This is a genomic window from Brevibacillus sp. AG (assembly GCF_028369215.1).
In the GTDB taxonomy this organism is placed as follows: Bacteria; Bacillota; Bacilli; order Brevibacillales; family Brevibacillaceae; genus Brevibacillus; species Brevibacillus porteri.
Window position 1 is genome coordinate 352,113 of the sequence record NZ_JAQMYO010000004.1, and the last position, 25,889, is coordinate 378,001.

A 25,889-nucleotide genomic window follows, 5' to 3' on the forward strand; every position below is an offset into this window, starting at 1 on the left:
TCCATGGAGGTTAAAGATATTTTCTCATATGACTGGAGCTACCTTCTGCCCGAGTTTATCATTCTGGGCTTTGCTACCTTTTTATCACTGCTGGATCTTTTTGCGGGCAAACGCCTAGGCAAGCAGGTCATTGGTTGGCTATCCTTCCTGGCAACGGTCATAGCGGCGATCTTTGTGATCATCAATATGAATGCTCTCGATAAGCCATACAGCTACATGATCGACATGATCCGAATCGATGATTACGGCAATGCGTTCAAGCTGATTTTCCTGGCAGGTACAGCTTTTGCCATTCTCATCTCGCTGTCCTATCTGAAATCAGGGGAAATCCAGCACAGAGGCGAGTATTACTATTTGCTGCTGACCGGGCTTCTCGGGGCTATGGTCATGGCTTCGTCGGCTGACTTGATTACCTTGTTTGTGGGACTTGAGCTATTGTCTCTCTCGTCCTATGTACTGGTCGGATTGCGAAAAAAATCGCGGCTTTCCAACGAGTCGGCGTTCAAATACGTCGTTTCGGGAAGTATTGCCACGGCTGTGCTCCTGTTTGGGATGTCGTACGTGTACGGTCTCACGGGAACCACACATATTTATGAAATCTCATTCCGATTGGCAGAAGCGGGAATGGCGGGCTATCAGTTCCTCGTCTATACGGCGTTTGCGTTTCTCGCAGTAGGTCTTGCATTCAAAATATCTGCAGCGCCTAACCACATGTGGGCGCCAGATGTCTATCAAGGTGCTCCTACCCCGGTCACTGCTTTCCTGGCAGTTGTGTCAAAAGCAGCAGGGTTCGCGCTGATTTTTCGAGTAATGATGATCTCGTTTTTCAACGTTTCCAATGGAACGGGATCAGGACGGTTCTTTTTCGAAGAGGGAAGCCTCTATCTAGGGATAATGGCAGCGGCCTCGATGATTATCGGGAATACGATGGCGCTCAGGCAGACAAACGTCAAGCGTATGATGGCTTATTCAGGCATTGCACAAGCGGGCTATTTGCTCGTGCCGTTTGTACCACCGACCTCTCTCTTTTTCAGCGAAGTGATCTTCTATCTGTTCGGTTACTTGCTGGTTAGCTTTGGTGCTTTCGCTGTGATTATGGTTGTATCTCGTGAGCAAGAGACAGAGGATTTGAAAGGATTCGCCGGATTGTATCATCGCTCACCAGTTATGGCGGTTGCGATGAGCATCTTCCTCTTGTCCTTGGCAGGTATCCCGATTACGGTTGGCTTCTTCGGGAAGTTCTATCTGTTCATGGGTACATTAGTGGTAGAAAACTACTGGCTGGCGGCGATTATGATCATCACCAGCGTCATTTCCTACTACTACTACTTTGGGATTATTCGTCAGATGTACATGCGTCCTGGGACAACCGAAGCACCAATGGTCGTGCCAAAAGGCATTTGGACGTTTATTCTCATCATGGCAATTGCTACCGTATTCTTCGGTGCTTTCCCGGGTCTGGTCACCGACTATATCCAAATTCATTTCAATCCGTCCTTTGATTTTGGGAACATGCTCTCTCCCAGCTCTCAGTGATACTCGTAACTGAATAGCACTTCAGGTACAATAGAAGGGATGGCTCGTAATCGGGCCGTCCCTTTTTCTATGATTCTCGGATAGGCAATGAGGAGGTAACGAGCATGCCACAAGAAGTATATGGCTTGTTGAGTATCGTTTTATCGATTGCGTTTATTGGGCTCGCTTGGTGGGCGTTGCAATCCTTTCGCTTTGATAAGATTTTGAAAAAACCAAATGGCGTTCAGGCGAAGCTGTTGCAAATTTTTCTTTCCATTGTGATTGGATATGAACTATCCCGCTTTTTCCTTGATTACTTGGGCTGGTCCCTGACATTCGGGAATTTGTTCAACTAAATACCCAAAGACGACGATTCGCTGGTATATCCACCCAGCTACATGTACAAAATGAGAAGTACAAAGAGATACATGTAAGCATAGGGAGAGGATATCAATGGGGAAATGGTCTGGTTGGTGCGTGCTGGCTCTATTGCTCGTGATGGGGGCCGTGTATTGGATGCCTGCACAAGCAAAGGAAGAAAAGCCGGTTGTGACAGAAATGATGAAAGTACTAGAAGATACGGGCGCAACGGGTGTATCGGTTCAGGTACGTATGCGTACGGCGATGGGAGAAGGCCTGCGTTCTGAACAAGTAAAAGAGTTGGCGACGAAATGGGCACAACAACTTGAGATTCCGTTTTCCCCAAGCGAACAATCGCGTAAGCACAACATACTTGCATATAGGACTACATACACACAAAACGGCGTGGATCTGAGCTACGAGGTGACAGCAGTTCCTAAAAATGGAGCATTTTCTGTATATCTAGTACTTCAGTTATCTGGAAACCGTGATTCCCTACTATATATTGGACAAGTACAGGAAACCTTCACGAATGCCCTGCAAAGCGCCGACTTTATTCCGCAAATTAGCACTTGTATTCGCGGATTGTACAATGTTAAGATGGGTGTTGACCAACAGGAGGGTAAAATATTGTCGATTTTTGGTACTCTCCAGGCGACAGAATTAGAACGTTTGCAAGATGAGACGGTTGTCAGCATTTCAGGGTATACCCCTATGTGGGAATCATTCATCGCGTTAAACGGTCAAAAGATGAATCTACAGGTGGCTACGCATCGTGACAGCCATTCTGGAACATGGATTACTGTAGGTACACCAATCATCACTGTGGAATATTAGCACGCGGAGGGGTACACATTGGATAAAATTATTGTCCGTGGTGGTAAGGCATTGTCTGGAAATGTAAAAGTATCTGGCGCCAAAAATGCCGTACTCCCTATTATTGCAGCATCTATCCTGGCAGAAGAAGGGACTTGTGTCATCTCTGACGTACCAGCTCTCGACGATGTCATGACGATATGCGACCTTTTGAAATCGATGGGAATCTCCCTTACATATGATCATGAAGTGCTGACAATCGATGCTTCCAAGCTTACGAGTGTAGAAGCGTCCTATGAACTGGTACGCAAAATGCGCGCATCTTTCCTCGTGATGGGGCCGCTTTTAGCCAGAAAAGGACAAGCTCGTGTCGCTCTCCCGGGTGGATGTGCCATTGGTACGCGCCCGATTGACCAGCACCTTAAAGGGTTTGAGGCTATGGGAGCCAAGATCGAAATCGGACAAGGGTTTATTGAAGCGACGGTAGAAGGACGATTGAAGGGTGCGAAAATCTACCTGGATATTGCTAGCGTCGGTGCAACAGAAAATATTATGATGGCCGCTGCTTTGGCAGAGGGAACCACATTGATCGAAAATGCGGCAGAAGAGCCGGAGATCGTTGATTTGGCGAACTTCCTGAACAGAATGGGAGCAAAAATCCGCGGAGCGGGTACAGGCTCGATCCGCATCGAAGGCGTGGAAAAGCTGAAGGGCTGCACACATTGTGTCATTCCTGACCGCATTGAAGCAGGAACTTTCATGGTTGCTGCAGCAATTACTGGCGGGGATGTCTTTGTGGAAGGTGCGATTTGCGATCATCTCAAATCCGTGACTGCCAAGCTTCGTGAAATGGGCGTGAACATTGAGGAGCAAGAAAACGGCATTCGTGTACGCCGCACAGGCCCACTGAAAGCAGTTGATCTCAAAACGCTGCCATATCCTGGCTTCCCGACGGATATGCAGTCGCAAATGATGGCGCTTTTACTTGTTTCAGAAGGAACGAGCATCGTTACCGAAACAGTATTTGAGAACCGCTTCATGCACGTGGAAGAGTTCCGTCGCATGAATGCGAACATCAAGATCGAAGGCCGCAGTGCCATCGTCGAAGGTGGTTCCAAGCTGACAGGCAGCAAGGTAGCAGCAACTGACCTGCGTGCGGGTGCAGCACTTGTACTGGCTGGCCTCGTATCGGAGGGAGAGACTGAGGTTTCTGCCCTGCACCATATTGACCGTGGCTATGTGAACTTTACCGAAAAGCTGCTGGCTTTGGGCGCAGATGTAGAACGTATGGTTCCAGAAGAAAAGGCTCGTGAAAAAGCAGTTTCCGAAACCATCAAAGTAAGCTTCTCTCCTAATTTTGCTTGATAAATGCGTCAACCATATGGCAAAACGAAAGATTCTCTGCGTATGCAGGGGGTCTTTTTTTCGTTCTCTCGACTCTCTCATTCTCTCGTTCTACCGCTCTGTTACCAAACATAGACTTTAGTAGGTTATTCAGACTTTTCGTGTCTAGTACGTAACGGGGAGGATCTCATGCATGAAACGCTATCTACTCATGTGGTTTATCGCTTTGCCGATCTTGCTCGTCCTGATGCCTGCTGCTCTGGTCTTTTGGTTTTCACCAGAAATAGGTCCTGTCAGTCAGCCGACTGTGGCCGTCACGGAGCCTGCCATACCGGCGATGAAGGAATCGGCTTCTTCTATGCCAGTAAAGGTGTACCGTACAGAAAAAAAAGCTGTGGAAACATTGCCGCTAGAAACGTATATTACCGGAGTCGTAGCGGCGGAAATGCCAGCTGAGTTCGAGCTGGAGGCTTTAAAAGCACAGGCGTTGGCGGCCAGGACCTATATCGTGCGACGAGTAAAAGAGGGCAAATTTGATGATGTGCCATCAGGTGGTCAGGTCTTGGATACGGTGCAGCATCAAGTTTATATGGATGAGCACCAGCGGCGTGAGCGTTGGGGAGATCAGTACGAATGGAAAAACAAACGAATTCAGCAGGCAGTTATGGCGACAGCAGGGATTATCCTGACCTACCAGAACGAGCCCATTGACGCGACGTTTTTTTCCACCAGTAATGGTTTTACAGAAAACTCGGATGAATATTGGGAAAAGCCCATTCCTTATTTGAAGAGCGTTGCGAGTCCTTGGGATATTCAATCTCCTCGCTATGAGGAAACGGTCGTCATGTCCACTGTGGAGCTAGAAAAGAATTTGGGCGTCAAGCTCACGCAGGAGGCTTCTACCAATGGTTCCTGGTATCGGATCGAATCGCGTACAACCGGAAATCGCGTAGGAACCATCAGCATTGGCGGCAAGGAGTTTACAGGTAGAGAGTTTCGTGAAAAGCTCAATTTGAATTCTTCTTCCTTTACGTTGGACTTGCGCGGCAATCAGGTTTTCATTACGACCAAAGGGTACGGTCATGGTGTCGGCATGAGCCAGTGGGGAGCAAATGGAATGGCCAAAAGCGGGAAAAGCGCGGAGCAAATCGTCAAGCACTTCTATCAAGGAATTAGTCTGCAAGTGTATTCAAGAGTGATCCCAGCTTAAAAGAAAAGCAAATTTTTACTTTTCCCTACTCTCTCAGGTTTATACGTCAAAATTCTGGCGATACTGAGGGATGAGGTGATGAATAAAATGGAAGATCAAAAAAATCAACCAATTCCATTCAAGAAGGCAAGTTCTTGGAAAAAAGTTTTGGGCAAGAAATGGGCGTTTCCTGCAATCTACATCGGCACCGCAGCAATCATTCTCGCTTTTGTGATGTGGTATCAGGGCAATGTCATGGACACGGTATCCAAAATGACGAATAGCGGAGATGGCGTGGCAGTGACAACTCCTGCAGCTCCTGAGACGACTACACCGCAAAACGAAGAAGCGGTACCTGCTACAAGTGGCGTACAACCACTCGCTTGGCCAGTAGGAAAAGGCGTGCAGTACAATGTGGGCATGAACTACTACGATGAGAAAGCCTCCAAGGACAATCAGCAAAAAGCATTGGTGAGCTTCGACAATACCTTCTACCCACATACAGGTATTGACCTCGTATCTACGGACGGTAAGAGCTTTGATGTCATCGCAGCTCTTGCGGGTAAAGTAGTAAAAGTGGTGAACGATCCACTTGTCGGCAACGAGATTGAGATTGAGCACGCAGACAAAATGATTACGGTATATCAAAGTCTGGAAAGTGTAACAGTCAAACCAGGCGATGAAGTGACACAAGGTCAAGTAATCGGGTCTGCTGGGCGCAACACCTTTGAAAAAGACGCTGGCGCACATCTTCACTTTGAAGTTCGCATCGATAACAAGCCTGTCAATCCAGAGCAATACTTGATTCAGGCTGAAACGGAAGTAAAAAATCAATAACCGATGAATTTAGAAAAACACCTGCAAAATACAACAATTGCGGGTGTTTTTTTGCGTGTGGTACAAACTGTTGAAAAAAGATGCGGCCGTGCTGGCTTGTCAGGCTTGGAAACGTAGAATATGTGTCCCTACGCACCCATATATTGTATCAGACAATGTAGATACAAGGAGGCGAGTAATGTGCACGACTACATCAAAGAGCGGACCATCAAAATCGGCCGATATATTGTAGAGACAAGAAATACGGTTCGGATGATCGCTAAAGAGTTCGGTGTTTCGAAAAGTACTGTGCACAAGGACTTGACTGAGCGGCTGCCTGAGATAAATCCAGAGTTGGCGAACCAGGTAAAGGAAATTTTGGAATATCACAAAGCCATCAGACATCTTCGGGGAGGCGAAGCGACCAAAATAAAGTACAAACGGCGTAGTAAAAAAGTACGAGTAGAACAGGAGGAGAGTGTGTAAGAAAGAATTTCCTTGTCCTCTCACGTAGAAGAGCCTATGATATTAGGTAGAAATGTAACTGGTAATCAGGGAGGACCTTTCATGTTTGGCAAAGATATCGGAATCGACTTGGGCACGGCCAATGTCTTGGTTTTTGTAAAAGGCAAGGGAATTGTCCTAGACGAACCATCTGTCGTGGCAATAGATAGTAAAACCAGAAAAGTTTTGGCCGTGGGAAATGAAGCCTATCGCATGGTAGGCCGTACCCCAGGAAATATCGTAGCGATCCGACCTTTGCGAGAAGGGGTTATCGCGGATTTTGAAATCACAGAGGCTATGCTGAAGCACTTCTTGAACAAAATTGGTGGAAAGAGCATGTTTGCCCGTCCGCGTATTTTGATTTGCTGCCCGACCAACATCACGTCTGTTGAGCAAAAAGCAATTCGCGAAGCAGCTGAGCGCAGCGGTGGAGCAAGAGAAGTATTTATCGAAGAAGAACCGAAAGTTGCCGCAGTTGGGGCAGGTATGGACATTTTTCAGCCGTCCGGTAATATGGTAGTGGATATCGGTGGGGGAACGACCGATGTAGCGGTATTGTCGATGGGCGATATTGTCACGTCTTCCTCCATTAAAATAGCAGGCGATACATTCGATGTGGCTATTATGCGTTACATAAAAAATAAATACAAATTGCTGATTGGTGAGCGTACGGCTGAAGATATCAAGGTTCAGATTGGAACCGTATCCGGCGGACGCCAGGACGAAATGGACATTAGGGGTCGAGACATGGTAAGCGGCTTGCCGCAAACGATTACCATCCGCTCCACTGAAGTCCAGGAAGCCCTGGCTGAGTCGGTGAGTGCGATTGTACAAGCCTCAAAATCTGTTTTAGAACGAACACCTCCGGAGCTTTCTGCCGATATAATTGATAAGGGTGTTTTCCTGACCGGTGGCGGCGCATTATTGCACGGTATTGACGAGATTCTGGCAGAGGAGCTGAAGGTTCCTGTGCTGGTAGCGGACGAGCCAATGATGTGCGTTGCAAAAGGAACAGGAATGATGCTGGACTATTTGGACAAGATGCCGGCTCACTCGAATAAGCGATTATTCAGGGGGTAAGATTTAAGTGATCAGAGGCTTGTATACGTCTGCATCTGGCATGCTGGCTTTGCAGAACAGGCAAGAATCGCTGGCGAACAATTTAGCAAATATCAATACACCCGGGTTCAAACAGGACGTGGGTGTCATGCGTGCATTTCCGGAGCAATTGCTCTCCCGCATGAATGATAAGGAAGGACTGGATGTTCCGGGCATCCCTACTATGCCTGGACAGCCTGCCATTATCGGGCGTTTGCACACAGGGGTATACATGTCGGAGGCGCTACCGAATTTTGCGCAGGGGGATATTGAAGAGACACGCAATCCGTATGATCTTGCGTTGATGGACAATATTCAGCCAGATCCGGATGGGAATGAGCGACGGTTGTTTTACAGTGTGGCGCGGATTGAGGATTTGACGCAGCCAGCTCAAGAAGAGGATATTCGCTACACGCGAAACGGTAACTGGAGCGTGAATGCGGAAGGCTACTTGGTAACGGCTGATGGGTACTATGTTTTGGACAATCAAAATCAGGCGATTCAAGTTAATGACCCAGTTAGTGGAATTAATGCTGGACAAGATTTGAAGATCAACGAAGCTGGCGAATTGTTGTACAAAGACCCGAACACGAATGAATATCAATCTTTGGCAGCGCATCCTCGTTTGGGACTGGCTGTAGTAACCAATCCCTTGATGCTGGTTCGTGAGGGAACCAATGTATTCCGTTGGGAAGGCGACATGGACGTCGAAGCGATTGATGTTGCTGAAGCAAACGATCAAGCAGCTCTGGCAGCAGGTACGTACGCTACACCTACGATTTCAGGTCGATACGGTATGCAACAAGGTTGGCGTGAGCGCTCCAATGTAGACCCTGGCCAAACCATGACGAACATGATGAGTGTTCTTCGCGCTTATGAAGCGAACCAACGGGTCATTACAACGATTGATGGTACGTTGGATAAGGCTGCTAATGAAATCGGTCGTGTTAACGGATAATAGGAGGTAGGAAAGATGCAGTCGCTTAATATTTCCACATCAGCTATGCGCGGTATTCAGCAAGCGTTGGACAATACAGCCAACAATCTGGCGAATATTGATACAATCGGGTACAAACGCCGGGTCGCATCGTTTTCCGAGCTTCTCTCCGATTCGATGAATGAACAGCCGGCAGCAGACAATCAAAATCGGAATACATCAGTGGGGATTCGGATCGGAAGCGGTGCCCGTCTTGGCATGACCAAGCTGGATCTCGGTCAAGGTAGTGTGAAAGTTACTGATGTGCCAACAGATGTGTTGGTTGAGGGAAACGGGTATTTTCTTGTCACTCACAAGATCAAGGACGCTACTGGCAATGTCATTCAAGAGGAAAATCGATTGACACGCGATGGCTCTTTCAAGGTCTCATTCGATGATGATGAACAAGGTTATGTATTGCACACTACCTCTGGTCACATTTTAACAGACGAAAACGGCGTAAATATTGTATTGCCAGAGCCAGTCACCAATATTCAAATTACTGCCGAGGGAGCACTTACTGCAAATGGAGTGTCTTACGGCAATATCGGTCTTTGGAAAGTAGACAATCCTGATCAGCTGCAGCAAGTCGGTCAGAATCTGTTTGATGCTGAGTTAGATTCCGGTGCAAATCCAACTACCAAATACACGAATGCCCTCATTACAGGTGATGCTACACTTCGACAAGGAGCATTGGAAGGCTCCAATGTAAGCATGACAGAGGAAATGTCCCAACTGGTGAACATTCAGCGTGCGTATCAATTGAACTCACGTGCAGTCGGCATCAGTGATCAAATGATGGGCATTGCTAACCAACTGAGAAGCAGATAACCCATATAATTTCAGCATGACGGAGGAGAGGAGCATGGAACAAGGGAAGAGCAAACGTTTCCCGCGTCAGACCGAAGAGGTTAAGTCAAAAGGAAAAGAGCGGGAACGGAGCGGCAAAAATTGGCGGCTGAGAGTTGCCAAGATGGTGCTGGTCCCACTCCTGCTGTTTTTCTCACTGGTCATCGGTCTGATGATCGGATACGGTGGGGTTGGAAAGCAGCCAATGTCTGACGTATTCGATCTGGGAACCTACAAACATATGTGGGATTTAATGTTTGAAGATACGTAAAAACGAAGCTGGACAAGCCCGAACCCTATGGTTGGGGCTCCTATTTTTTCGAGGACTTGTTGTGGTGTTTGTCCACAGAGTATAATAGGGCGAGTGGTTGAAAAAGGAAGTGACGATTTGAATACGGAGGGATGTCCGTGAATCTTCCTAATTTGCTTACGATCTTTCGCATCGTGCTCATCCCTTTGTACCTGTATGTCTTTTTTTCGGTGTTTCCGTATCATGTTGAAATCGCTTTAGGCATTTTGATTTTGGCGGGAGTGACCGATATTGCGGATGGGTACATCGCGCGGAAGCATAAGCTTGTGACCACCATCGGAATGATGTTAGATCCTCTGGCAGATAAATTAATGATGCTGGCGGTCATCGCCTCATTATTTTTGACAGATCGAATCAGTATATGGGCTGCCCTGTTTTTCTTTGTGCGCGATCTGGCAATGATAGTAACAGGAGCTGTTTACCACTTCCGCGGGAAAAAAACCGTCCCGGCAAACGCCTACGGCAAGCTGACAACTGTCCTTTTGTATGTTGTCATTCCGCTGGTAATGTATCGCTATGAGTACAGTGAAGCGATACTTTGGTCTGTTATAGCGTTCTCATTTATTGCGAGCGCGATTTATCTGGCAAAGGCTCGACTATTGAACTGCGTGTAAGGGTGAAAAAGAGCACTTCCCGCTTTTTGGGAGGAAGTGCCCCTTTTATCTTAACCCCGCTTGTCAGTTCAACTGGGGCGGGAGTTATGTATATTGTTTCGTTGGTCAAAGGGTATTCATGCATAGACAAGTCTAGTTAAGTATGGAAATGGAGCGATACATAATGGAAATCAAAGCGCCTTTGGATATTATGCAAATTCAGGAAATCATCCCGCATCGTTACCCGTTTTTGCTGATAGATAAAATCGAAGAGCTGGAGTTAGGAAAAAGAGCAGTTGGAATTAAAAATGTCACGGTTAATGAACCGTTTTTCCAAGGCCATTTTCCTGGTTATCCAGTCATGCCTGGTGTCCTTATTGTGGAAGCATTGGCACAGGTTGGGGCAGTAGCGATGCTCAGCATGGAGGAACATCAAGGAAAAATCGGACTGTTTGCAGGTATTGATGAATTCCGTTTCAAAGATCAGGTGAAGCCGGGAGATACGCTGGTACTTGAGGTTGAGCTTACTCGTGTGCGTGGTACCGTCGGCAAAGGGCATGGAAAAGCATTGGTAAATGGGAAAGTAGTAGCAGAGGGTGGATTGATGTTTGCCCTAACGGCAGGAAATAAGGCACATTCATGATCATCTTGAATGTGCCTTTCTTTTCGGGTAGAATGGCTAATGGGTATCTCCATGCATGAATAAGGTAGTTTAAAAAGTCGTCTTTTTAAACATTGATTTAATAACAAGCACTTGAAGGTGAAGAAATGACCAAACAGGTCGCAACGATATTAGATGTGCCATTTACGACTCGCGGCTTCCGTGAGACTATCGATCATATAACAGAGCGTATACAAAACGGTCAAAAGACCCACGTGGTGACTGCCAATCCGGAAATCGTCATGGTAGCGAGAGAGAATCGCGCTTTCCGTTCTATTGTAGAACAAGCCTATGTCGTTCCAGATGGAATTGGGATCGTGTACGCTGCTAAATGGACGAATCAGCCGATTTATGAGCGCGTTACGGGTGTGGAACTGCTGGAAGCGCTCATGGCCAAAGCCGATCAACATCAGTGGGGCGTGTATTTACTTGGCGCCAAGCCGGATGTCATTCATTTGGCAAAAGACAAATTGAGTGCACGTTATCCGAACGCCCGAATCGTCGGATGTCGGGATGGCTATTTTCGTCCAGAGGAAGAAACTCAAATTGTACAAGAAATTGCCGAAGCGAAACCGCAGCTCCTGTTCGTCGCACTGGGTGCGCCCAGACAAGATGAATGGATGGCGAAGTATCGCGATCAGTTAAATGCCTCCCTGATGATGGGGGTAGGCGGAAGCTTTGACGTCATTTCCGGGAAAGTGAAGCGCGCTCCTGAGATTTGGCAAAAACTGCATTTGGAATGGTTTTATCGACTTGCTTCCGAGCCTTCTCGCTGGAAGCGTCAACTGGCTATTCCTCGGTTTGTTCTAACCGTACTGAAAGAAAAATGGAGTAGCCGTTCCTAGATGCATCCGTAGAGAGGAGAACAGTCGATGTCTACACTAATCCTCGGATTTCTGACTTCGCTGATCATATCGTTTATTGCAACACCGTATGTAAAAAACTTGGCTGTAAAAGTAGGCGCAGTGGATGCCCCGAACCAGCGCAAGGTACACACGAGAATCATGCCACGTATGGGTGGCTTGGCTATTTATATCGGATATCTGGTTGCGTTCTTCCTTTTTGTCCCGTATACAAGCCTATCGGAAATGTTGGGAATTTTCATCGGAAGCACGATCGTGATGGTCGTTGGTATGCTTGATGACAAATACCAGCTCTCGCCGAAGTGGAAGCTGCTCGGACAGCTAGTCGCAACAGCGATTGTCGTCATTCCTTTTGGTTTGAAGATCGGTGTCGTGAATCTGCCGTATAGTGGAAGCATTGATTTCAGCAGTGGCTGGCTCTTCTGGCTCGCGATTCCGATCACGATGTTTTGGATTGTCGGTGTAACGAATGCGGTGAACTTGATTGACGGTCTCGATGGGCTGTCGGCCGGTGTGTCAGCAATTGCAGCAGGGACAATGGGCGTTATGGCCTTGTTGATGGACGATTACAAGGTAGCGACCTACTGTTTCGTGCTCCTCGGAGCGATCCTGGGTTTTCTCTACTTTAACTTTCATCCGGCCCGTCTGTTCATGGGCGACACTGGTTCGCTTTTCTTGGGCTTTAACTTGGCTGCTCTGTCGATCATGGGCTTCAAAGAAGCGTTGTTCGTTTCCTTTATCATTCCCATCGTTGTGCTGGGTGTACCGCTTTGGGATACGTTCTTCGCCATCGTGCGCAGGATCGTGAACAAAAAGCCGATTTCGAGCCCAGACAAAGGGCATTTGCATCACTGTTTGCTAAACATGGGTCTGTCCCATCGTTCGACTGTACTCATGATTTACTCGATCAGCATTTTCTTTGGAATGATGGCTATTCTGTTGACGAAGACGACGAAGTGGACCACGATTATTGTCATGGTCGCACTGCTAATCGTTATTCATCTCGGAACGGAGATCGTTGGACTCGTTAGCCGACGTCACCGTCCACTGATCAATGCATATCGACGGATTAAAATTAAACAGACCGATCAACAGCGTCGGACGAATTAGAAATAAGCAGAACCCTAGCATCCTTTTGGTGCTAGGGCTTTTTTTCGCCAATATTTAGGGGGAAACACTTAAGTATAGAAGGGAATTGTCCGATAAATAAAGGGAGAAGGATTATGCCCGATAATTTCTAATGCGGGACAAAAAAGCGATTCATAATAACACAGAGAGGTGAAAAAATGAATAAGTCCTATCAACAATTCCGTCGCTGGCTGGCGATGTGCCTGACGATGATGCTGATTGTTACAGGTGTTTTGCCTGCCGTACCTGCTTTTGCGGCACTTGGTTCCAACTGGAATACTGGGGCTGGTATCAAGACGCCAACTGCCTATCTTGCGACTGGTAGCGGTAACGGTTATGCGTACAGTACCCCAATCAAGACCAAATCGAAATTGATATATGGTGTCGAGCTTTTATACAAGGATACCTCGAAAAATGGTCAAGGTGTTGATGTAGCAATTGATGGGGTTCCCCTTGCGAATAACCAACTATTCGCAAACGACAAAATTACACTGCCGGATTTTCAACTGAACAGCAGTGGGGCAGTGACTAAAGTTACGGTAAGACCAAAAGTAACGCTAGATCCAACAAATGATACAACAGAGATCTACTTCCAGTACACACCAACCCCTGCCGCCTCGGGAACAGGCCCGCTACAATTCACGAATACTGGGCAAGGTGAGCATCAAAGCGATCCAAAAAAGGTAACAAGCCGAACAGTAACGGGCTTGCCATACACCTATAGCATCTCAGCCGCAGTGGATAAAACACAGGCTGTCGAAGTCCAAGTAAACGGAGTGACCGTTCGAACTGTAAATGGAGCAGGAGGCGTATTGCCAGATATTGATTTATCTCCTGGTCTGAATGCTGTACAGCTTTATGCACCGAATACAGGTGAACGTGACGTTATTTATTACGAGTACAACTCGCAGAATAGCCCGATTTCGATTACAAACTTTTCAGGTGGAACGACAGCGTATAACCCAGTGGTTTATGGCGACTCCACAATCACACTGATTGGTTCGTACGGCAGTGGTGTAACCGGAAGCAGCTTGCGAATCAAGCTGATTACGAACAACGGCCAGACCGTCCAGGATTTATCGAATACTGCTCCATCAATTAATGGAAGCACTTTTACATTCGGCAATATCAGCCTGAAGCCAGGTCTGAATCAGATCGCCTTCTATGAAAAGGTTGGTAATGTAACGAAAGAGCACTACCAGTTCTATGTTCAATACAACAACACACCACTCGTTAGTGATTTGAAAGTGAATGATACACCACTTAACGATCCGAATGTCACTTCGAGTCCGACTTATATCACAGTTCCTTCGACCAACCGTCTGAATTTGAACATGGACGGGAAAGCACTCAATGCAGATACAGTTGAAGTGAAAAACCTGCGTACAGGTGACGTAGTCAAAACGCAGGTGAACCGCACCGGATCTTTTGGATTGAGTGTACCATCGCAGCTTGGTGAAAACACCTTGGAAATCCGAGTGTTTAACCAAAATAAAGAAGTAGGGACATTCGTCCGCAAGCTGTTGGTCACCACTACATCATCCGGAAGCTCTGATCAGTTTTACAAAGTAATGCTGGGTGGAGTAACGCTACAGCCGAACCAACTATCTACGGTAACAGGCGCAACGTATTCTCCAGCTATGACACTGAATGGTGCGGCACTACTGAAATTTGTAGATATTGCTGGTGAGCAGCAGTTCCAGGAATTCAAGGTCACGATTTTCGAAGGCGGAACTAAGACTGAATATAAGAGTGGAAATGGATTATCATTTACACCGATCGGCAATCCGCAAAGTGGTTTTACCGAATATGCGGTTAATCTGGGAGTACCAGCAGGAGTCTTCCAGGATGGAAAAACGTACAAAGTATCATTGAGCTACCAGTACTTGACAAAAGCATCGAATAATACCGTAACATCTCCATCTGGATTTATTAATGTTGCGAACTACGAGTACGAGTTCAAGTACTTGGACAGCACGAAGCCAAATATTACAAAAGTGATCAATTTGGCTAATGCACAAGAGTTGTCTCCAACGGCTGCAAATACGATTGTTACTTCGCCGCTGGAATTGAAGGTCGTCACACAAAATATCTCGAATCCAAACTCTACTGTAAACATTACCTACAACGGACAAACACTGGCGGCAGGGACTGACTATGTTATCCAGACAGCGACCGATGGATTTACACTTACGCTGAGAAAGCTTCCACAGGGTCAGGGTAAATTGGTAATTGGATATAATGGCGGTACAGCATCGACATCTGCTGCCTATACACTGGATATTCGTATTACTCCATTTGCGCAAATCACCTACGTAGATGCAACTGGACAGGTTCGTAGCTTCGAAGACGGATATCAAGTGAAGAGTGAGAACGATATCCGAAATCTTGACGGGAAAGTGTACAACTACGTATTGAAGTCGGGTAATGTTGAGGCGACGTTGAACGGAGCAACTATCAACATTACTGATATCGATACCAACAAGGGCACATTCTTGATTCAAAAAGACCAACTCGGTTATAAAAAGGGCAACAACGTCCTGAAAATCACGTTAAAAGACGATCCAAAAACCGTGTTTACCTACAATGTTTCATATAACACATCCAAGACGCCATCTGTAGAGGATGTGAAGCTGGAGATCATCTCCAATGGTAAAACCGAAGAGCTGATGAAAAAAGCTGGAGACCCATCCTATAAGACGGGTGCCAACTTCTTGAGCAGCCTGAGCTTTACTGTAAATGATGCAACACATGTATATATCGAAAAGAATGGAAAACGGATCAATGATTTCCGCTACAAGAGTGGAGATTGGGATCAAGACACGACGAATCAGGAATACGTAAAGACTCGTCTGGAAGCAGCTTTGAATAACGATTTGGAAGACCTGTTCGATGAGCACAACATTGATTCACAGTCTCGTTCCCGATTTGGAGGGAAAATGAGCACGAAGAAGTATGGCGATCTTGTTGAAGAAGTGCAAGATGCTGTGACTGATGCCAAAGAACAGGAAAAGAAACTGGCCCTCTTCCCTCTGACTCTGAAAAAGGGTGGGTCAACGGTCTATACGATTGTAGCAGAAGATGACAATGGTACTGTCATTCGCTATGACATCAATATCGATCAGAAATATTCCAGCTGGGAAGTTCTTTCTCCAGTAAAAGCAAAAGAAAATGACCCATACATCATCGTGAATAGCAATAGTGCAGTTGTGAAAGTGTTTGCAGAAAATGCGGACAAAGTTTTGTTCGGTAAAACAGAAGCAAAAGTAACGAATACAACTAACCCTGACTTCTATTACGATGACGACCAAGGGAAGACTATCCCAGAGACTTACTATGTGTTTACTTCTACAGTTGCACTTAAAAAAGGTCTAAACACAGTAAAATTCTCTGTCGTGGTAGGAGATAGTACCTATAAGGACGAAATCAAAATTTATAATGCGGGCTCGTCTGTAAATGGTGCAGAATATCGTGATGTGTTAGGAAAGAAAACCACTTTCAGTGTATTTGATAAGAAGTTCGAACTGAAGTTCCCGAAAGGTACCGTGTTGCTGTCACCAGATGACAGTCGTGCTGGTCAAGAAGTGAAGAATCCAAACGGAGATATTTTTGTCGATGTACCGCTTTATTTCGGTATGGCAGACCGTACAACAGGACAAGTAAGCATCGACGAGGATAATTTGGAAGAACGACTGGTATTGGAAGCCAACTTTAACTATGCAAGTCCGCTGTATTATGTTGATGCAGGTGATACCGAAGCACCGGGTGGACGTGATCCATACCTTGATGAAGGCGATGCGGAAGACTTCAAGAGCCGTTGGCAAGATAATCTTGTCCCAAGCCTTCGCGGTACTCTTTCCATCAAATACGATCCTTCCATCGTAAACGCAGCGAATAACATTCTAACTGTTTTCTATCACAATGGTGACGAATGGAAAAACATTAGTGGCGTAGTGGATACTGGTAAGAAGAGCATACAGGTACCGTTTCATGGTTTTGGATATTACATGGTCATGAAAACAAGAGAATCCTACGATGATGTCATTACTCATGATTTTGCTCGTGATGCGATTGAGACCTTGTATGCAAAAGGCATTATGCCAGCATACAGTGGAAGCAGTTTTGGTGCAAACCGTGACATGACACGCGGCGAATTTGCCACAATGCTGGTAAAAGCGTTGGCACTGCCAATTAACGCAGGTCCATATAAGGATAGCAATGAACGTGATCCTTTAGAGCCTACCTTCACGGATGTCCGTCCTAATCGGAATACATGGGATTATGAGTACAAGTACATCGAGACGGCTGCTCGCGCTGGGATTATTCGTGGAAAACAGCCAGGCTACTTCCGCCCAGATGATTCTCTGACGCGTGAAGAAGCAACAATCATGATTGCGCGTGCGCTCAACATGAAATTGGCTACGCTCGATGCATCCAAAGTGGCATTGAATAAAATGTTTACAGATGCGAAAGATGTGAGTTACTATGCAGCTCCATCTGTGCTGGCTGTCAGCAAAGGTAAGCTGATGAACGGTGAAGTCAATGACCCATCCGTGAAAAAGCCAACCTACAGCTTCAAGCCTACTCATAATTTGACTCGTGCAGAGATGGCTGTTATCACAGTACGTGTGATGGTCCAACTCAAAAAACTGCCTAAGCAGTAAGTGAATATATTTCGCTATATATAATAGAAGAAAAGCTGAAGAGGTCATCCGCCTCTTCAGCTTTTTTCGTTGAGAAATTACTCTTCTTCCACATCTCCAACCGCGTCCACCGGAACCTCCACATATTCCTTTTCTCCGAGCACGATCTGAGCTTGTCCATTCGTCAAATCAACCATTCGCGCGACGAACTCATCCTGTTCGCCCTCAGGAATCAATACATGCGCGGTAACCTTGTCTGTGAAATCCGTACCACTCACGCGATGCTCGCCTAGACGTAGTTCGTTCTCTACCTTGCCCCACCACGTGTAGTCGACGCTGACAGAAATCGTTTGATGCAGGGTATGCACCACGATCTTCGCAGCCTTAAGTGCAGTAACCGTTCCTGCTGTGTAAGCCCGAACGAGTCCGCCAGCCCCAAGCTTGATTCCGCCGAAATAGCGGGTGACGACGACGACCGTATCCTTAACACCGTTTTTCTTGATACACTCGAGAATCGGTTTGCCAGCTGTACCGCTGGGCTCCCCGTCATCACTTGATCGCTGAATTTGATCGTTTTCGCCAATGACAAAAGCGGAACAGTTATGGGTAGCATCCCAGTGCTTCTTTTTAATCATCGCGATAAACGCTGTCGCTTCTTCTTCGGTTGTAACCCGCTTGGCATATCCGATAAAACGGGAGCGTTCAATAACGATATAGTCCTCACCGTAGCCAGCGATAGTTTTGTATTGCGTAAGCATCGTACAATCACCTCAAGAAAAGGATAGCATGCAAAAGAAATGTTGGCGAACACTGAAATGTTTTTGACACATAATCGTAGTACTCTATGTGGTGCTTCTGGAATAAAAAAGGAAAGGGAGGAGCTATCTATGATTCCCTTATGAAAATGCTGGTATGGCATAATTTTGCGTGTGAGAAGTATAACTCTGTGATATAGTGATCTTGGGACAAACCACATATTTAATGTGGTTAATAATTTTATGCTCAATATAAAATAAAGGAGTGGAATTCAGTGAATTTTCCATATTCGAAAAAGAAATGGATGTCCATCAGTTTGGCGGCAGTATTAACAACAGCACTAGGCGCAGGAAGCTTGACGGCATCTGCGAATACAGGCTCCGATCAAACAAAGGCACCTACGACTGTACAAGCATCAAATGATAAAACAACAACACAAACCGGTACAGGGAGCCAGTCTACTACTGAGGCTGCTGCAAGTGAGGAGCTGACTTTGGAAAAAGCCGTTGAACAGGCTCTGAAGTCAAATGCTAAGCTTAATGAGACACGTCTGGATGCAAAAAATGCAGACATTAATCAGTCACTTACTTATGTAAGTAACTCTGAAATGCCAAGCAGTACGATTGAAACGCTGGAAGATGCACAACGCAAATATGTGACAAACGAGAATGGGAAAGTGAACAAAAAGCTCAATGCACTGTACGTAAAATCAGCTGAAGCAAAAACAAAGCTAGGGGCACAAGATGTCTATTACAAGCTGATTTTTGCTCAAGATGATTTGAACTTGAAGAAACAAAGCTTGGCGCGTTCAGAAGCACAGCTGAAGGTAGCAAAGGCTGCATTCGATGTGGGAACGAATGCAAAAACAGATGTTTTGGAAGCAGAGATGGGAGTAGCAGCGGCAAAAGCACAATTGAAGTCTGCAGAAAACGCTGTGGAAATTGCCCTTATGAATCTAAATGACTTCCTCGGAGTAGATTTAAATAAAGAATGGAAGCTCGTCACATCGAATAAGCAAACGGCCCCTATTAAGCTGACGAGCGAGCAAGCCAAGGAGCAGGCACTCTCCAACCGGGTAGAAATTACGAGAGCAGAAGAAGAGCTCAAGCTGGCTGAACTGAACGTGAAGCTGATCGATGAGTATTTGGCTGTATCTACTCTTCAAGGTCAACAGGCGCGCAACAATGTGGAAAAAGCCAAGCTTGCTATCGATGAGCAAAAGCGTGTTGTTATTAAAGATGTAACAGAAGCATATCTCAACCTGAATGCGGCAAGAGAAGGGATTGAGTTCCGTAAGTCTGCAAAGGATTCTGCTGCGGAGAGCTATCGCCTGAAAAATCTGCGCTTTGAGAATGGGCTCGCAACTACTTTGGAGGTTATCCAGTCCGAAGAAGCGTTGTCTACCAGCGAGAACGAGTACCAAAAGGCTGTATTGTCATACAACCTGGCTGTTGTAGCTTTTGAAACAGCTCTGGGTAACTAACTGAAAACAAGATTTGTAAGCTTTTGAATCCAATTGGAAAAAGGTTCAGTCGTGACAGCCCGCCATATGTCCCCTATAATACGGATTGTGGCGGATGTCACTTCGTACATAATGGACAGGTGAATAACGAACCACGAAAAAAACTTTAATTTTTTTTCGAAGGCGCCGCAACTTTTGATTCGCTCAGGCGTTTAATAGGATGTCACACGAAAAACGGGGAATTGTGTAAAAAAGATTCACGAATTCTAGCAGTTGTGTTACACTAGTGATTGTTGCATTTTACACAATACTGAATATACTAGAGATTTTTAACACAAAAAGCGAGGCTTTCCTGCGAAAGGAGGTGACACGCGCTTGCAGGATTCGGGCTTTAAAAAGAAAGATAGATTAACAACAAATATTCCCCAAGAACAATTTGTTTATACTAGAGGAGGAGAACACAAGGTTATGAAAAAGGTCGTTAACAGTGTATTGGCTAGTGCACTCGCACTTACTGTTGCTCCAATGGCTTTCGCAGCAGAAGAAGCAGCAACAACTACAGCTCCTAAAATGGACGCTGAAATGGAAAAAACCGTAAAACGTCTGGAAGCTCTTGGCCTGGTAGCAGGTTATGGCAACGGCGAATACGGTGTAGACAAAACTATCACTCGTGCAGAGTTCGCTACTCTGATCGTTCGCGCTCGCGGACTGGAGCAAGGTGCGAAATTGGCACAATTCAGCAATACTTACACTGATGTTAAATCTTCTGATTGGTTTGCTGGTTTCGTAAACGTAGCTTCCGGCGAAGAGATCGTAAAAGGTTTCCCGGACAAATCTTTCAAACCACAAAACCAAGTTACTTATGCTGAAGCAGTAACTATGATCGTTCGTGCACTGGGTTATGAGCCAGCAGTTAAAGGTGTATGGCCTAACAGCATGATCTCCAAAGCTTCCGAGCTGAACATTGCTAGAAGCATCACTTCTCCTAACAATGCAGCAGTTCGTGGCGACATCTTCAAAATGCTCGACAACGCTCTTCGTGTAGACCTGATGGAGCGTAAAGGATACGGTACTGAAGCTACTTATGAGGTAACAAACGAAAACCTCTTGACTAAGTACCTGAAAGTTACTGTTCGTGACATGGAATGGGCTCAAGAAGCTGGCCGTGACGGCGATGACTTGCCACTGGTAACAAACGTACCTGCTATCGGTTTGGGCAAAATCAAAGCTAACGAAGTAACTTTGAATGGTAAAAATGCTGGTATCGGCAACACTACTTACAAAGTAGCTGACGGTATCAACTCTAACGAATTCGCTGGTCAACACGTACAAGTGTGGATCAAAGACGACCGTGAAGACGTAATCGTTTGGATGGAAGGTTCCACAGACGAAGAAGTTATCATGGACCGTGTGAGCGAATGGGAACTGAAAGGTAAAAAGTTCTCCGATGCTAAAGATCTGAGCAGCTCCGATCTGAAAGATCTGAAACTGATTCTGGATGCTAGCGAGAAATCCTACCGTCTGAACAAAGACACTGTTGTTACTTACAACTTCAAACGTTACACTGATGCAGTTGACGGCTTGAAAGAAATCATCAAAGATGGCGATGGCTTCACTTTTGGTGTGAAAGTTGTTCTGGATGACAACAACGAAATTGCTTACATGCACGTAATCGACGATCAAACTATGAACCAAACTGACGAAGGTCGTAAGTATGGTTCTGAAGTGATCAGCAAAGTCGATGTTGAAAAGAAAAAGATCACGAACATTGACAACGACAAGTTCAATGAGCTGGAAAACAAAGATGAAGGTAAAGACTTCCTCGTATTCCTCAATGGTAAACCAGCTAAATTCAGCGATCTGAAAGAAAACATGGTTTACAGCGTTTACTATCCAGAAGGTGACGAAGACAAGTTCCTGATCTTCGCTACTGACACGATTGTAGAAGGTAAAGTAGACAAAGTTGTTATGCGTAGCAGCAGCGACTACCGTCTGACTGTCGGAGACAAAACGTACCGTATTTACAAAGGTGCTACTTACTCCGATAACGGAAACAAAGACGTTGAAGATACTGATGGATCCAACTGGGATCTGATCAAAGGTCTTGACGGCGAAACAGTAAAACTGTACCTGGATGCTTCTGGTCGTGTTCGTCACGTAACTACTAAGGATCCAATCGACGATCGCAAACAAAAAGCAATCGTTACTCGTGCAGCTTACAACGACTATGGTAAAGACAAATGGCAATTCACTGTATTGACTCAAAAAGGCAAAAAAGTGAATGTTGAGTTGGAAGCTAAAGACATCTATGATGTAAACGGCAAAAACTTCGACAAAAACGGTAACGAGAGCGAACTGGAAGAGCTTCTCCAACCTAAGAAAGACGACAGCAACGTTCTGCTTGAAGTTGAACTTGACAAAGAAGGTAAAGCAGAAAAAGTTCGTATCCTGAAAACAGATCTGATTCGTTCTTCTGGAACTGACTGGAACAAACTTGCTGACGAAGACGATGAAATGGTTGACGACTACGAAGTAAATGATGATACTGCGATCTTCGATATGACTGGCGAGATCAAAGACGCTAACAAACGTCCTGAACTGAAAAACGCTAAAGCTACGAAGTTCAAAAACATCGCAGACGAAGACGATCTGACTGTATACTACACAGTTGACGAAAATAAAGATGAAGTTGAAGCAATCTTCGTAGTTGAAGGTGACGGTTTGGGTGGCGATGCCCAATACGGTATGGTTTGGGATTACGGAAGATCCGGTGGAGACGACACTATCCAAGTTCTTACTAAAGTCGGCGACAAAGTCGAAGTAAAAACTTACCCATTGGACAAAGATTCCGAAGATCTGAAAGACGATCGTGGTATCAAACGCGGCGACTTCATCGCATTCCAATTGGATACTAACGATGAAGTAGTTGTGGACGATGTTGTTGAAGTAGTTAACAACAACCTCCAAGATTCCGACGAAAAAATGCTCGCTAAGATCGCTGACAAAGACGAGTGGAAAGATGCTAGCATCGACAAAATCAAAGTGGGTCTGGTATCTAACGTAGATGGCAACACCATCACCGTTAAAGATGCTGATGACAAAAAATCCACTATCTCCACTAAATCTTCTACTGCATTCCTGGACATCTTCGATGATCTGGAAGGCGTAGACGGCGTGAGCAAAGGCGACTACATCGTTGCTATCGATAGCTCCGACGTTTCTGGTAACAAATACGACTACGTATTGATCATTTCCGACGAAGATGAAGTAGATAAAGAAGGTTGGGAAGATGAAGCGGAAGCGTTCTTGAAACAAGAAAAAGGCGACACTCCAAACCCAGGTAAATGGGATGCTATCGCTGACTCCGCAACTGGTAAACAGTTCGCTATCGGTCCAGTAAACTCTTACTCTGTAACTGTAGAAATCAAATCCGGTAAAGAATCCGAGATTGATAACGCAGTTATCAAAGTTGGCGGCGAAACCTTCACTGGTAAAGTAAGCAACGGAGAAATCGTATTCGAATTCTCTACTGACAAAACAGATGCTACTACTGGTGTAATCACTGTAACAAGTGAAAAAGGCGACACTGACAAAGCAAACGTAACTTTCAAAAAATAATTTTGTGAGTTAAAGCCTTTTACGTGAGTCGAACAGCGGAGGGAGTCACCTCTCTCCGCTGTTCATTACATACTCACTCACAAAAAATAGAGACTTCCTATCAAACTTACGGAGGGGTAGTACGTGAATAAAAAAGTAGCTCTTTCCATCCTTTCTGCTACAGTAGTTGCTAGCATGGCTTCTTCCGCTTTTGCAGCACCAAAATCTGGTGTTTATTTGGGTGGAGATGTAGACAGATACTATGAATTGCGTGACCTGTTCAACCTGACAGATGCAGGTAAAACAAAATTTGCAGCTGACATGAAAGTAACTTCTTTCGACAAACTGATCTACGTTGACTTCGACGGTAAAGGTGCAAGCCTCCGCGAAATCATGAACGGTGAGTTCAGCAAAGTTAAGAGAGACCTGAAAGAGACTGATTTCGAAGGCGTTTATACGAAATCTAACCTCGATGGTTCTAACGGTGCAACTTACGATCCTCGCAAAGATGCAGTTCCAGGTCCTGCGGGCGAACTGAAAGTTGATGCTGTAGACGCTCTGAACGCGAAAGAAATCGTTGTGGACTTCGATGACGAGTTGGATACAGTAACTGCTGAAGACGAATCCAACTATGAAGTGAAAGTCAACAACTCCGTAGTAACTGCTTTTACTACAACTGTTGATAGCACTGATAAAACGAAAGCAGTTATCGCTTTGACAAACCCACTCAAAACTGGTGACTACGTTTCCGTAACTGTTAAAAAGACAGTTCTGAACAAAAACCTGAGCGGTTTGGAGAAGGATGAGACGAAAACATTCTCCTTCGTAGATACTGCTGCTCCAGTTGTTAAGTCTGTACAAGTTAAAGGTAATGACGTAGTTGTTTCCTTCGATGAGTATGTAGGTTCTATCGGATTGATCACAATTGATAACAAAAACGTGAACGTTCCTTCTACTACCCCTGCGGTTAAAGAAATTACGCTCACAGGTGCTGCTACTGGCTTGACTGCTGGTCAACACACTATTGCATTTGCTAACGTGAAGGACATTCAAGCTCCTACACCTAACAATGCATCTTACCTGACAAAAACATTTGAAGTTACTGTCGATGCAGCTGCTCCTACTGTAACGAAAGTAGAAGCTGCTGGTGAGTACAGATTCAAAGTAGTATTCGATAAAGAAGTATCTGTACCGAATGCTGTTTCTGTTAAGAAGAACGGCTATGCTTTGATTTCTAGCCTCACACCTGTAGACGGTGCTGGTACAGATGATGAGTACTATGTATCTGTAGCTGACAACGGTCAAGTAAAAGTATATGGTGATACTGAAACCACTACTAATCTGACTGTAACAGTTAACGGTTATAAAGCGCTGAACAACAACATGTTTGGTAACGAGTTCACTTCCACTGTGACTCTGTCTAAAGATGGTGCAGCTCCTACAATCGTTAACCGCTTCAGCAAAGTAGTTAACAAAGCAGCGACTGGACCAGCTAACGAAGTGTTCCAAGTTCAATTCTCTGAAGAATTGACCACAACTGTAGACGCTACTAAGATTGTCTTGAAAGACAAAGATGGCGTGAAAAAATCGATCACTTCTGCTAACGTAGTAGCTGATGCTAACGGTAAGAATACTATCGTTGAAGTAGATGCTAATTCCGTTGAAACAGCAGCTGGTGTTATCGACGCTGGTACTTACACAATCGATTTCGGAGCAGGGGCTGTGAAAGACCTTGGTCAAAATCCTAACGCTGCTGCTTCTGTAAGCATTGTTAAGTCCGGTTCTGCTCAAGGCGAAATCGATTTGACTTCTGCTATTTCTGTAGCTAACAATGTAATTACCATCAACTTTGGTAAAGACATGGCTCCAGCTGCAGCTGTTGCTTCTAACTACAAACTCAACGGTCAAGAGATCAAAGCTAATGCGATCTACTTCGATACTAACAAGCAAATTGTTAAAATCGAATTGCAAGACGAGACAATCGCTTCTAATGGCGGTGCGTTGCTGTCCATCGCTGATAGCGTAGTTGCTGTAGATGGTAGCAAGCTGAACGTAGCTAGCAAAGACATCGTTGTTAATGGCTTCACTGACAACGTAGATCCAACACTCGTTTCTGCTAAGAAAGAGTCTTCTACTTCCTTGGTTCTGACTTTCAGTGAAGATGTTGTAGTTGCAAATGACGCTGCTCATTTGGACGACTTCGTTGTTAAAGTTAACGGAACTGTTGTTGCTCCAACTGCTATTGCAGGTGGTACTGACAAGAAAGTAACTTTGACTCTGCCTGAGTACAACACTACACAAACTGTAACTGTTGCTACTTACAAATCTGACCTGAACACTAAAGATGGTCAAGGCAACACGCTCAAAGTTAACACAACACCAATCACTGCTAACTAATGAGCATTAAAA

Annotated in this window: 20 protein-coding genes; 19 read left to right on the forward strand and 1 reads right to left on the reverse strand. The window is 45.4% G+C overall.

Features of this window, described 5'->3' with window-relative positions:
• Positions 1–3 precede the first annotated feature (3 nt).
• The 16 genes from nuoN (at position 4) to POF51_RS13070 (ending at position 17,686) form a co-directional block, all read left to right on the forward strand.
• On the forward strand, positions 4–1,536 hold the full coding sequence (nuoN, locus tag POF51_RS12995; RefSeq protein WP_017252341.1) for an NADH-quinone oxidoreductase subunit NuoN: 1,533 nt from the start codon (positions 4–6) through the stop codon (positions 1,534–1,536).
• A gap of 104 nt (positions 1,537–1,640) precedes the next feature.
• Positions 1,641–1,871, forward strand: coding sequence for a DUF1146 family protein (locus POF51_RS13000; protein ID WP_017252340.1), 231 nt, complete (start codon positions 1,641–1,643; stop codon positions 1,869–1,871).
• A 97-nt stretch (positions 1,872–1,968) separates the two neighbouring features.
• Positions 1,969–2,712 carry a YwmB family TATA-box binding protein gene (locus POF51_RS13005; protein ID WP_017252339.1) on the forward strand — a complete coding sequence of 248 codons (744 nt, stop codon included), beginning with the start codon at positions 1,969–1,971 and terminating at the stop codon, positions 2,710–2,712.
• An 18-nt stretch (positions 2,713–2,730) separates the two neighbouring features.
• A complete protein-coding gene (gene murA / locus POF51_RS13010) occupies positions 2,731–4,056 on the forward strand; it encodes a UDP-N-acetylglucosamine 1-carboxyvinyltransferase (protein WP_069850981.1) in 1,326 nt (441 codons plus the stop codon).
• Positions 4,057–4,228: 172 nt separating this feature from the next.
• Positions 4,229–5,245, forward strand: a complete 1,017-nt coding sequence (spoIID, locus tag POF51_RS13015) for a stage II sporulation protein D (protein WP_017252337.1) — start codon at positions 4,229–4,231, stop codon at positions 5,243–5,245.
• A gap of 87 nt (positions 5,246–5,332) precedes the next feature.
• Positions 5,333–6,061: a M23 family metallopeptidase gene (locus POF51_RS13020; RefSeq protein ID WP_069850979.1), complete on the forward strand. Its 729-nt coding sequence runs from the start codon at positions 5,333–5,335 to the stop codon at positions 6,059–6,061.
• Between the two features lie 180 nt (positions 6,062–6,241).
• Complete coding sequence (gene spoIIID / locus POF51_RS13025; RefSeq protein ID WP_003388385.1) at positions 6,242–6,526, forward strand: sporulation transcriptional regulator SpoIIID; 285 nt, start codon at positions 6,242–6,244, stop codon at positions 6,524–6,526.
• Positions 6,527–6,607: 81 nt separating this feature from the next.
• Complete coding sequence (locus POF51_RS13030) at positions 6,608–7,624, forward strand: rod shape-determining protein (protein ID WP_069850976.1); 1,017 nt, start codon at positions 6,608–6,610, stop codon at positions 7,622–7,624.
• Between the two features lie 7 nt (positions 7,625–7,631).
• The gene (locus POF51_RS13035) at positions 7,632–8,600 is read left to right on the forward strand and encodes a flagellar hook-basal body protein (RefSeq protein WP_069850973.1); all 969 of its coding nucleotides are present in this window, start codon (positions 7,632–7,634) and stop codon (positions 8,598–8,600) included.
• A 15-nt stretch (positions 8,601–8,615) separates the two neighbouring features.
• A complete protein-coding gene (locus POF51_RS13040) occupies positions 8,616–9,449 on the forward strand; it encodes a flagellar hook-basal body protein (protein ID WP_069850971.1) in 834 nt (277 codons plus the stop codon).
• A 34-nt stretch (positions 9,450–9,483) separates the two neighbouring features.
• Positions 9,484–9,738, forward strand: coding sequence for a DNA-directed RNA polymerase subunit beta (locus POF51_RS13045; protein WP_017252332.1), 255 nt, complete (start codon positions 9,484–9,486; stop codon positions 9,736–9,738).
• 131 nt (positions 9,739–9,869) lie between these two features.
• Positions 9,870–10,391 carry a CDP-alcohol phosphatidyltransferase family protein gene (locus tag POF51_RS13050; RefSeq protein ID WP_069850969.1) on the forward strand — a complete coding sequence of 174 codons (522 nt, stop codon included), beginning with the start codon at positions 9,870–9,872 and terminating at the stop codon, positions 10,389–10,391.
• Positions 10,392–10,554: 163 nt separating this feature from the next.
• On the forward strand, positions 10,555–11,013 hold the full coding sequence (gene fabZ, locus POF51_RS13055) for a 3-hydroxyacyl-ACP dehydratase FabZ (protein ID WP_017252330.1): 459 nt from the start codon (positions 10,555–10,557) through the stop codon (positions 11,011–11,013).
• A gap of 125 nt (positions 11,014–11,138) precedes the next feature.
• Positions 11,139–11,876, forward strand: a complete 738-nt coding sequence (locus POF51_RS13060) for a WecB/TagA/CpsF family glycosyltransferase (RefSeq protein WP_017252329.1) — start codon at positions 11,139–11,141, stop codon at positions 11,874–11,876.
• 27 nt (positions 11,877–11,903) lie between these two features.
• Entirely contained in the window at positions 11,904–13,004 is a 1,101-nt protein-coding gene (locus tag POF51_RS13065) for a glycosyltransferase family 4 protein (protein ID WP_069850964.1), read from the forward strand.
• A 176-nt stretch (positions 13,005–13,180) separates the two neighbouring features.
• Positions 13,181–17,686, forward strand: a complete 4,506-nt coding sequence (locus POF51_RS13070; RefSeq protein WP_069850961.1) for an S-layer homology domain-containing protein — start codon at positions 13,181–13,183, stop codon at positions 17,684–17,686.
• A gap of 77 nt (positions 17,687–17,763) precedes the next feature.
• Here the strand turns inward: POF51_RS13070 and POF51_RS13075 are convergent, their stop codons facing one another.
• Positions 17,764–18,423 (reverse strand): YigZ family protein, encoded by a 660-nt coding sequence (locus POF51_RS13075; protein ID WP_069850958.1) that lies wholly within the window; start codon positions 18,421–18,423, stop codon positions 17,764–17,766.
• 272 nt (positions 18,424–18,695) lie between these two features.
• Here POF51_RS13075 and POF51_RS13080 point away from each other — a divergent pair, with 272 nt between their 5' ends.
• From POF51_RS13080 to POF51_RS13090, 3 genes are all read left to right on the forward strand, one after another.
• Positions 18,696–19,904 carry a TolC family protein gene (locus POF51_RS13080; protein ID WP_069850956.1) on the forward strand — a complete coding sequence of 403 codons (1,209 nt, stop codon included), beginning with the start codon at positions 18,696–18,698 and terminating at the stop codon, positions 19,902–19,904.
• A 447-nt stretch (positions 19,905–20,351) separates the two neighbouring features.
• On the forward strand, positions 20,352–23,501 hold the full coding sequence (locus POF51_RS13085; RefSeq protein ID WP_069850953.1) for an S-layer homology domain-containing protein: 3,150 nt from the start codon (positions 20,352–20,354) through the stop codon (positions 23,499–23,501).
• Between the two features lie 123 nt (positions 23,502–23,624).
• Positions 23,625–25,877, forward strand: coding sequence for a SwmB domain-containing protein (locus POF51_RS13090; RefSeq protein WP_069850951.1), 2,253 nt, complete (start codon positions 23,625–23,627; stop codon positions 25,875–25,877).
• The last annotated feature ends 12 nt before the right edge of the window (positions 25,878–25,889 follow it).